Source organism: Pseudomonas alkylphenolica (assembly GCF_000746525.1).
Taxonomy (GTDB): Bacteria; Pseudomonadota; Gammaproteobacteria; order Pseudomonadales; family Pseudomonadaceae; genus Aquipseudomonas; species Aquipseudomonas alkylphenolica.
Genome location: NZ_CP009048.1, coordinates 2,038,853 through 2,050,085 on the forward strand (window position 1 = coordinate 2,038,853; position 11,233 = coordinate 2,050,085).

General features: G+C 64.6%; 1 protein-coding gene and 2 pseudogenes. All 3 read left to right on the plus strand.

Annotated features, from left to right (window positions below; genetic code table 11):
• Positions 1-183 precede the first annotated feature (183 nt).
• Positions 184-1,647, plus strand: a pseudogene (locus PSAKL28_RS28700) (condensation domain-containing protein); the annotation flags it as partial.
• Positions 1,648-1,803: 156 nt separating this feature from the next.
• Positions 1,804-3,120: pseudogene (locus PSAKL28_RS28705) on the plus strand (amino acid adenylation domain-containing protein); the annotation flags it as partial.
• Positions 3,106-11,232 carry a non-ribosomal peptide synthetase gene (locus PSAKL28_RS09555; RefSeq protein ID WP_442604622.1) on the plus strand — a complete coding sequence of 2,709 codons (8,127 nt, stop codon included), beginning with the start codon at positions 3,106-3,108 and terminating at the stop codon, positions 11,230-11,232. The pseudogene PSAKL28_RS28705 and the gene PSAKL28_RS09555, both read left to right, overlap by 15 nt.
• Position 11,233: the final 1 nt, after the last annotated feature.

Genomic DNA, 11,233 nt, shown 5'->3' on the forward strand with positions numbered 1-11,233 from the left:
ACTCGTCTCTATAAAGGACGGATGAGTGGGGCAAAACCCGTCTGTTTTTTTCTAGATAATGTTTCTGATTATTACTTGCGATCCCTTTCGCTGGCTGCAGGCCGCTAATTTTCCCAATGTTTCGTCCGTTTCCCATGGATAGCTGAGCCTTTGCTCGACGCCCACGTGCACGGATGAAAACCAATGAATGCCGAAAAATCCCTCAAGCTCGCCCGTCGTTTCCTCGAGTTGCCATTGGAGAAGCGTCAGGTATTTCTTCGCACCCTGAGTGCTGAAGGGCTGGATTTTTCGCAATTCCCGATTTCATCGGCGGTGGACATCGCCGGTCGTGATGAGTTGTCGTATGCCCAGCAGCGGATGTGGTTTCTCTGGCGCCTGGACCCTCGCTCCAGCAGTTACAACATCCCCACCGCTGCGCGCCTGCTCGGTCCGCTGCAGCCCGCTGCGGTGGACGCCGCCATTGCCAGCCTGGTCGAGCGCCATGCCACCTTGCGTTGCGTGTTTGCCCAGGATGAGGACGGGCGCGTGCTGAGCAGGCCGGCGAGCCAGTTGCCTCAGGTCAGCCATGAGGACTGGAGCGCACAGCTGCTTGATGATGCGGCGCTGGCGCTGGAAGTGCAGGCGGAGTCCGCGCGGCCTTTTGACCTGGAGTCCGGCCCGTTGCTGCGGGTACGTCTGCTGCGATTGGCCGACGAGCATCATGTGTTGCTGCTGACCCTGCACCACATCGTTGCCGACGGTTGGTCGATGGGAGTCATGCTCGAAACCTTCAGCCAGTGTTACGAAGCGCATTGCCAGGGGCGTCCGTTGGCATTGCCGGCGCTGCCGATCGAATATGCCGATTACGGCCTGTGGCAGCGCCGTTGGCTTGAAGCCGGGGAGCAAGCGCGTCAGCTGGCTTACTGGCAGGCGCAGTTGGGTGACGAGGATCCGCTGCTGGAACTGCCGCTGGATCACCCGCGCAGCGCGTTGCAGGATCGGCAGTGCAAGCGCCTGGAGTGGACGCTGGACGCGCAACTGGTGCGCGACCTCACAGCCCTTGCCGGCCAGCATGGCCTGACCTTGTCGATGGTGTTGCTGGCCGGGTTCCAGCTGTTGCTACAGCGCTACAGTCAGCAGCACGACATACGCGTCGGTATGCCAATCGCCAATCGCAACCGGGTCGAAACCGAGGGTCTGATCGGTTTCTTCGTCAATACCCAGGTGCTGCGCAGCGTGATCCAGCCGGACATGACTGTGGCCGAGTTGCTGGCACAGGTGCGCGAGGCTGCTCTCGGCGCTCAGGCGCATCAGGAACTGCCTTTCGAGCGCCTGGTCGAGGGCCTCAAGGTGGAGCGTCGGCCAGGGGTCAACCCGCTGTTCCAGGTGCTCTACAACCACCAGACCGAAGGCGGGCAGCTCAACGCGCTGAGGATGGCCAGTGGCTTGCAGATCAGTCCATTGCCCTGGCGTTCGCGCACTTCGCCGTTCGATCTCGGTCTGGACACCTTCGAGCGTGAAGGTCAGGTGCAGGCGGCCTTCAATTACTGTGCGGCGTTGTTCGAGGCGAGCAGTGTCGAACGCTTGCGCCGTCACTGGCAGAACCTGCTGCAGGGCCTGTGTGCGGGCGGTGAAGTTCGCCTTGAGGCGTTGCCGATGCTCGACCAGGCCGAGCAGACGGCGTGCCTGAGCGATGCCCGACCAGCGCCGCAGGTGTTTGCCTGCGCAAGCGTGCTGGCGCTGATGCGTCGGCGCACCGACACCCCGAATCCGGCAGTGGTGTGTGCCGAACAGGTGCTGAGCGACGAGCAACTGCAATCCCAGGCCAACCGTCTGGCGCATCGGCTGATGGCCGCAGGGTGCGGGCCGGAAACCCGGGTAGGGATTGCAGTCGAGCGCAGTGCGCAGATGATCGTCGGCCTGCTGGCCGTGCTCAAGGCTGGCGCCGCCTATGTGCCGCTGGATCCGGACCTGCCCCATGAGCGTCTGCAGTACATGATCGAGGACAGTGGCATCGCTCACCTGCTGACCCAGTCACACCTGCTCGAACGTCTACCGGGAGCTGATCAACTGGACGTGCTGTTGCTCGATCAGGTCCATGCCGAGTGGCCAGACCATGAGCCTCAGGTTGCCGTATTGCCCGAACACCTTGCCTATGTGATTTACACCTCCGGCTCCACCGGGCGGCCCAAAGGCGTGATGATCAGCCATGGCGCCCTGGCCAACTACGTCCAGGGCATCGCTCACGTGCTGCCGCTGGATCAGGTGCGCAGCCTGGCAATCGTCTCCACGCTGTCGGCGGACCTGGGCCACACCACACTGTTTGCCGCCCTGTGCGCCGGGCGCACGTTGCATGTGATCGAGCGCGACACGGCGCTCGACGCCGAGCGTTTTGCCACTTACATGAGCCAGCACGCTGTCGATGTGCTGAAGATCGTGCCGTCGCACATGGATGCCTTGCTCGGCGAGGTGGCCGATGCCCGGGCGCTGCCGCGGCACACCCTGGTCCTGGGTGGCGAGGCCTGCTCGCCAGCGCTGCTGCAACGTTTGCGTTCAGTGGCCGGTGCTTGTCGGATCCTCAACCACTATGGCCCGACCGAGACGACGGTGGGTGTCTTGACCCAAGATGCCCAGCTCAGTGCCGAGGGGCAGCGTCTGCCCCTGGGGCGGCCGTTGGCCAACGTCAGCTTGAGCGTGCTCGATGCGGCACTGATGCCGGTACCCGCCGCGGTGGCCGGTGAGCTGTATGTGGCCGGTGCCGGTTTGGCACGGGGTTATCACGGGCGTCCGGGACTCACCGCCGAGCGCTTCGTGCCGGATCCGTTCGGCACGCCGGGTAGCCGGACTTACCGCAGTGCCGACCTGGTTCGTCGCGATGCCGAGGGTGTCATCGACTATGTTGGCCGTAGCGACCATCAACTGAAGATTCGCGGCTTTCGGGTCGAATTGGGAGAAATCGCTGCCAGTTTGCAGGCTCAGCCGCAGGTGCGCGAAGCCGTGGTGCGGCTGGTCGGTGACGGGCCATCGGCGCAACTGCTGGCCTGGTTGGTGCTTGAGGCCGACACGGTTGCCGGGGTCGCCCTGGCGCAGGTGCGCCAGCAACTGGCCGCGAGCCTGCCGGAGTACATGATTCCGGCACAGCTACTGGCGCTCCCGGCGCTGCCGTTGACCCTCAATGGCAAGCTCGATGTCCAGGCCTTGCCACAGCCGGCGGCGAGTGCCAGCGGCGCTTTCGAGGCGCCGCACACTGCGCTGCAGATTAGTCTGGCCGAGGTCTGGCGCGAGGTGTTGAAGGTCGAGCGGGTGGGCCTGGCGGATAATTTCTTCGCCCTGGGCGGCCACTCGCTGCTGGCGACCCGGGTCATTGCCCGCTTGCGCAGCCGCCTGGCCCTGGAAGTACCGCTGCGCAGTCTGTTCGAACATGCCACCTTCGGCCAGTGGTGTGCGGCACTGGAACACCTGGTGCCGGGCAGTGGCCGCACACAGATCCAGGCCCTGGGGCGCGACGCAGACCTGCCTGCGTCCCATGCCCAGTACCGGCAATGGCTGTTCTGGACCCTCAACCCGGACAATCCGGCCTACAACACGCCGATTGTGGTGCGCCTGCGTGGCGCGTTGAACCTGGCGGCCGTGCAGACGGCTTTCGATGCGCTGGTGGCGCGCCACGAGCCCCTGCGCACCACCTTCCGCCTGAACGGCGAGACCTTGCTGCAGGTCATTCAGCCGGCGCAGCCGGTCACCCTTGAGTACGAGTCGCTGCGCCACGAAAACGGTTGGGCCGATGACGCTTTGGTGCGCCAGCGGGCGGTCCAGGAGACTCAGCGTCTGTTCGACCTGGACCACGGGCCCTTGCTGCGGGTCAAGCTGCTGCAGTGTGCCGAGGACGAACATGTCCTGGTGCTGACCTTGCATCATATTGTCTGCGATGGCTGGTCAATGGATGTGATGGCGCGCGAGTTCGTCAGCAACTACCAGGCCTGTTGCCTTGGCCAGTTGCCGGATCACCCGGCACTGGCGGTGCATTACGCCGATTATGCGCAGTGGCAGCGGCAATGGCTGGCCGAGGGTGAAATGCAGCGCCAGCTCGATTACTGGACTGTGCAGTTGGGCGGCGAGCAGCCGTTGCTTGAGTTGCCGCTGGATCATCCGCGTGTGCCAGGCGCGGTGATGCGCGAAGGGCGCATCGACCTGCGTTTGCCGGTAACGCTGGAGGCGCGTTTGCGCAGCTTCCTGGCGCAGCACAACATGACCCAGTTCCAGTTGTTCCTGGGGGTGTTCGGTTTGCTGTTGCAACGTTACAGCGGCCAGTCGGACCTGCGCATCGGCGTACCGATCAGCAACCGTAATTGTGAAGAGGTCGAAGGCCTGATCGGCTTCTTCGTCAACACCCTGGTACTGCGCTTGCAGATCGAACCACAGGCTTCGGCGCTGCACCACCTGTGCCGGGTGCGCGAAGCGGTGTTGGCCGCCCAGGCCCATCAGGATCTGCCGTTTGACCGGCTGGTGGAGGCGCTCAACCCACAGCGCCTGGCTGACCACAATCCATTGTTCCAGGTCATGTACAACCACCTGTCCAGTCGCGAAGGCGAAGTCGGCAGCAACAGCCTGCATGGGCTCAGCGCCCAGGAGCTGCCGCTGGATGGCATCACCGCGCAATTTGACCTGACCCTGGAGACCCTGGAAACCCGTGACGCCATCCAGGTTTCCCTGCTGTACGCGGCCGACCTGTTTGAGCGCAGCCGTATCGAGCAGATGCTCGGGCACTGGCTGAATCTGCTTGAGGCTGTGGTCAGCACTCCGGCCACGCCGGTAGCGGCACTGGCCTTGCTCAGCAGCAACGAGCAGCAGGCATTGTGCGCCCCTGTGCCGCCATCCAGTGCAGCGGCCAGCGTCATCGAGTTGTTCGAGGCGCATGCTGCTTCGGCACCTTCTGCGACAGCGCTGATTCTGGGTGAGCAGAGCCTCAGCTATGGCCAGCTTCAGCAGCGTGTCGCGCAACTGGCTGCACGTCTGCAGGCGATGGGCGTTGCTCCCGACACCCTGGTCGGCGTCTGTGCACCCCGCGGTTTTGAACTGATTGTCGCGTTGCTGGCGGTGCACCGGGCGGGCGCCGCCTATGTGCCGCTGGACCCGGCCTATCCGGTTGAACGCCTGAAACACATGGTCAATGACAGCGGCCTGAGCGTACTGCTGTGCGACACCCCGGCCCCGTGGATGCAGGCGCTGGCGGCGGTTCGCCGCTGCAGTATCAGCCCGGACGACAGCGTCGCGCCGGTCGTGCCCGCGCCGCTGCAGGTACTCGGACAAAACCTGGCCTATGTCATCTACACCTCTGGCTCCACTGGTCTGCCCAAAGGCGTGGCCGTCAGCCATGGCGCTCTGGCCATGCATTGCCAGGCGGCTGCCGCGTTGTACGCGGTGGGTGCGGGTGATGGCTTGCTGCAGTTCGCTTCAGCGAGTTTTGACGCAGCGGCCGAACAGATCTTCATGGCGCTTGGCAGTGGCGCCCGGCTGTTGCTGGGTGACGTGGCGCAGTGGAGTGGCGATGAACTGGCCGATCAACTGCAACGTCATCACATCGATATGGTCGATCTGCCGCCGGCCTATCTCGCTCAGTTCGACCAGGCCCTGGCCGCTTCGGGCCGCCAGGTTGCCGTGCGCACCTGTGTACTGGGGGGTGAGGCTTGGGACGAGCAGCTGATTCAGGGGCTCGGTCATTTCAGTTTCGAGCGCTTGTTCAACGCCTATGGCCCGACTGAAGCGGTGATCAGCCCGTTGCTGGACCACTACCGGCCGGGCAGCGGGCTGGGCGGCAAGCCGAGTATTGGTCGGCCGGTCGGCCAGCGCCGGGCTTATCTGCTCGATGCTGAGTTGAACCTGGTGCCGAAGTCGGTGCGTGGCGAGCTGCTGATCGGTGGCCTGGGGTTGGCGCGTGGTTACCTGCATCAGCCTGGGTTGACGGCCGAGCGCTTCGTCCCCGATCCGTTAGGCGCAGTGGGTGAACGCCTGTACCGCACGGGGGATGCCGGGCGCTATCTGGACGATGGCCGGGTGGTGTTTGCTGGCCGTATCGACGAGCAGCTGAAAATTCGCGGGTTCCGGATCGAACCGGGCGAGATCGAAGCCGCGCTGCTGAGTTTGGATCGCGTGCGCGAAGCGGCGGTGATTGCTCGGCCCGGGCCTGCTGGCGCACGTCTGGTTGCCTACGTGGCAGGTCAGGCCCTGGAGTCTGATGCTTTACAGGCACTGTTGCGCGAACGTCTGCCCGAGCACATGGTGCCGCGGCGGATCATGTGCCTGGCGCAACTGCCGATGACCCTCAATGGCAAGCTCGATCGCCATGCGCTGCCGCCTATGCAAGAACAGGACACCGCGACGCAGCCCGTGGCTCCAGGCAATGCCCTGGAGCGTGAGATCGCCGAGCTCTGGGCGCAGGTGCTGCGCCTGCCACAGGTGGGGGTAGCGGATAATTTCTTCGAGCTGGGCGGTGACTCGATCATCTCGATCCAGGTCGTCAGCCGGGCTCGTCAGGCCGGCATCCTGTTCTCGCCTCGTGACCTGTTCAAGTACCAGACGGTGCGCGAGTTAGCGCGCATCGCTCAGCGTGGTGCGCTCGCGCCGGCGGTCGATCAGGGGCCGGTCAGCGGCGAACTGGTGTTGCAACCGGCGCAGCAACGTTTCTTCGACGAAGCCATCCCGGCGCGTCATCACTGGAACCAGACCGTCCTGCTGAGCACCACCACGCCCTTGCAGGCCGAGCTGCTCGAGCACGCCCTGCAAGCGGTGGTGGCGCACCATGACAGCCTGCGCAGCCGCTTCCGTCAGGGCGAACAGGGCTGGCAGGCGCATATCGCAGACCCGCAAGCGCCACGGCAAACGCTGCTGTGGCGCGCCCGTGTGGAGGCCGGTGAGTCGCTGCTGGCGCTGTGCGAGAACGCCCAGCGCAGCCTCGACCTGGGCGAGGGGCCGCTGCTGCGCGGCCTGTTGATTGAGGCTGAAGATGCTTCCCAGCGTTTGTTGCTGACCGTGCATCACCTGGTGATTGACGGTGTGTCGTGGCGGGTGCTGTTGGAGGATCTGCAGGCTGTTTATGGACAGCTGCACGCAGGTCTTGCGCTGCAACTGCCGGCCAGAACCACCTCGACTCAACGCTGGGCTGCGCGCCTGGCCGAACAGGCGCGCAGCCCGGCCTGGGCCGATGCCGCACAACACTGGCAGGCGGCGTTGGCCGGCGCCGACGCGACGCTGCCGGCCAACAATCCGCACGCGCTGTGTGTGCAAGGTGATGCGCAGAGCATCAAGGTGCAGCTCGACAGCGCGCTGACCCGGCAGTTGCTGCAACAGGCACCGGCCGCCTATCGCACTCAGGTCAATGACCTGTTGCTGACCGCCCTGGCCAGGGTGGTCGCCGACTGGACGGGGCGCGCCGAAGTCCTGCTGGAGCTGGAGGGCCATGGCCGCGAAAGCTTGTTCGATGACCTTGACCCGAGCCGTACCCTGGGCTGGTTCACCAGCCTGTTCCCGGTGCGCCTGAGCGTTGCCGAAGACCGTGTCGGTACCCTCAAACAGGTCAAAGAACAGCTGCGTGCGATTCCTCAGCGTGGCGTGAGTTTTGGTGCGCTGCGCTACCTGGGGGAAGAAACCGTGCAGCAGGCCCTGGCGGCGTTGCCGCCGCCGCGCATCACCTTCAACTACCTGGGGCAGTTCGATGGCAGTTTCCAGGCCGATGAAGGGGCCTTGTTCGTACCCTGCAGCGATGCCTTCGGTCGTACCATGAGCGCAGAGGCGCCGCTGGGCAACTGGCTGAGCATTGACGGTCAGGTGTATGGCGGCCAACTGACCCTGGGCTGGACGTTCAGTACGGCGATGTTCGATCCGGCATCGATCGAGGCACTGGCCGCTGCCTATATCCGCGAACTCGAAGCGTTGATCGGCGAGTGCGTGCACAGCCGTGACGGCGGTGTCACACCGTCGGACTTCCCGTTGGCCGGGTTGACCCAGGCTGAACTCGACCGCCTGCCGCTGGCCGCACGCCAGCTGGAGGACCTCTATCCACTGTCGCCGTTGCAGCAGGGACTGCTGTTCCATGCGCGCTACGGGCAGGGCCAGGGCGACTACATCAACCAGACCTGCGTCGACATTCACGGGCTCGATGTCGGGCGCTTCGAGCAGGCCTGGCGCGAGACCCTGGCCGCTCACCCGATTCTGCGCAGCGGCTTCATCTGGCAGGGCGAAATGCACCAGCCGCTGCAGCTGGTGCAGCGTGATGTAGCGCTGCACATGACTCAGCATGACTGGCGCGCGCATCCGGCTGCGCAGCAGGCAGTGCTGGCGCTGGAACAGGAGGAGCGCGAGCGTCCCTTCGACTTGAGCCGGGCGCCGTTGTTGCGTCTGGTCCTGGTGCGCCTGGCTGACGACAGCTACCGGCTGATCTACACCAACCACCACATTCTCCTCGACGGCTGGAGCAACGCCCGGCTGATCGGCGAGGTGCTGGCGCGTTACAACGGCCAGGCGGTTGCAGCGAGCCCGGGCAGTTACCGTGACTACATCCAGTGGCTGCAAGGCCGTGATGTGCAGCGTGATCGTGCATTCTGGCAGGCTCAATTGGCCCGCCTGCCGGCGCCAACCCGCTTGTCGCAAGCGCTGCAGGGGATGGTGCTCGATGATGTTGCGCTGCGCCATGGTCATGGGGACCTGCGCAGCAGTCTGGACCAGCAAGCGACAGCGCGTCTGGTGCAGGCTGCACGCCACGCCAAGGTCACCGTCAACACCCTGGTTCAGGCAGCATGGCTGTTGCTGCTGCAACGCTGTACCGACCAGCCCGCCGTGGCGTTCGGCGCCACAGTTGCCGGCCGGCCCAGTGACTTGCCGGGGATCGAGGAGCAGGTCGGGCTGTTCATCAACACCTTGCCACTGATCGCCGAACCGCAGCCGCAACAGCCGCTGGGGGCCTGGCTTGGCGAACTGCAGGCACTCAACCTGGCGATGCGTGAACACGAACATACGCCGTTGTTCGAGATCCAGTCGTGGGCCGGGCAGGGAGGCGATGCGTTGTTCGACAGCATCCTGGTGTTCGAGAACTACCCGTTGGCCGAAGCCTTGCAGCGCCACTCGGCGCAAGACGTACAGTTCGGGTTGCCGAGCAACCACGAACAGACGCATTACCCGCTGACCCTGGCTGTAGCCCTGGATGCGCAACTGAGCATTCATTACAGCTACCAGCGCGAGGCGTTCACTGATCAGCAGGTGGCGTGCCTGAATCAGTACCTTGGCGGCTTGTTGCAGCAAATCGCCGAAGCGTCGCTGGAGCTGCCGTTGGGTGAGCTGCGTTTGCTCGACGACGCGCAGCAGGCCGAACGCCTGCTGGCCGGCAGCGACTGCCCGTGGCACTTCCCGGCCAGCCGTTCGTTGCTCGGCATGATTGCCGAACACGCGTGCAAGCGACCGTTTGCCCCGGCGCTGATCGACGGCCAGCGCCGGGTCGATTTCGCTCAACTTGAACAGGCCTCCAACCGCCTGGCCAGGCATCTGCTGAGCCTGGGCGTAGGGCGCGGGGTCAAGGTCGGGGTGGCCCTGGCCCGTGGCGTCGAGGTGCCGATCGCGTTGCTGGCGATTCTCAAGACCGGCGCCGCCTATGTGCCGATGGACGCCAGTTATCCTGCCGAGCGCCTGGCCTACATGATCGAAGACAGCGGCATGACACTGCTGCTGAGCCAGCGCCAACTGGCTGCGCAGCTGAGCTGCCCGGCGCAGGTCCAGGTACTCTTGCTCGATGAGTTGAGCCAAGACGTGGAGGCCCTGTCGGACCAGGCGCTGGCGCTGGCTATCGAAGAGCAGGACCTGGCGTATGTGATCTATACCTCAGGCTCCACCGGCCAGCCCAAGGGCGTATGCGTCAGCCACGGGCCGCTGAGCATGCATTGCCAGGCCATTGCCGAACGCTATGAAATGCATGAAGACGATTGCGAGCTGCACTTCCTGTCGTTTGCCTTCGACGGTGCCCATGAGCGCTGGCTGACGGTCCTTACCAGCGGTGCCAGCCTGCTGATCCGCGACGACAGTCTGTGGACCCCGAGCCAGACCCTGGAAGCCATGAAACAGTACGGTGTGAGCGTGGCCGCATTCCCGCCGCTGTACCTGCACCAGCTGGCCGAGAGTGCGCTGCAGCAGGGCCGGCCACAGCGCTTGCGGGTGCTGTGCTTTGGCGGTGATGCGGTGCCGCGGGCGAGCTTTGATCTGGTGCGTCGGGCGCTGGACCCGGAGTACATGATCAACGGTTACGGGCCGACCGAAACCGTGGTCACACCGCTGATCTGGAAAGCCGGACGCCAGGACCCTTGCCCAACGGCCTACGCGCCGATTGGCAAGCGCATCGGCCAGCGTAGCGGCTATGTGCTCGATGCTTGCCTGCAGCCGGTGGCCAAGGGCATGCCGGGCGAGTTGTACCTGGGCGGTGAAGGGGTCGCCCTGGGGTATCTGCAGCGCCCGGGGCTGACTGCCGACCGTTTCGTCTGCGATCCGTTCGACCCGTGTGGCGCACGCTTGTATCGCAGCGGTGACCTGGTTCGCGAGCTGCCTTGTGGCAACCTCGAATACCTCGGGCGCCTGGACAGCCAGGTGAAGATACGTGGCTTCCGGGTCGAAGCCGGTGAGATCGAAGCGCGCCTGCGTCAGCTCCCCGAAGTGGCCGAAGCCGCCGTGATTGCCAGCGTCGGTGCCCAGGGTCAGCAATTGCATGCCTACCTGGTGGCACAGGATGGCGCGGTGCTCGACACCGAGCAATCTCGCCACCAAGTGCGCCAGCACGTACGCCAGGCGCTGGCCAAGAACCTTCCGGACTATATGGTGCCATCGAGCTTTACCTGGCTGGCCAGCCTGCCGCTGTCACCGAACGGCAAGCTCGACCGCAAGGCCTTGCCACTGCCGGAGACGGTGGGTTGCGGGCGTCCTTACGTGGCGCCGGAGTCAGTGTTGGAGCAGCAGATTGCAGGGATCTGGGCATCGGTCCTGCAGGTGGAGCAGGTGGGGCTCGACGATCATTTCTTCGAACTGGGCGGCCACTCGCTGCTGGCCACTCAGGTCACCGCGCGCGTCGAAACCGAGCTCGGTACCACCGTACCGCTGGATCTGCTGTTCAAGGCCGAATCGCTTAAAGACTACGTAGCGTCAACCGTCCCTTATCTGAGACTGGGTTCCGAGAGCGATCTCAACGAACTGCAAGACTTCCTCTCGGAATTGGAGACGATCTGAA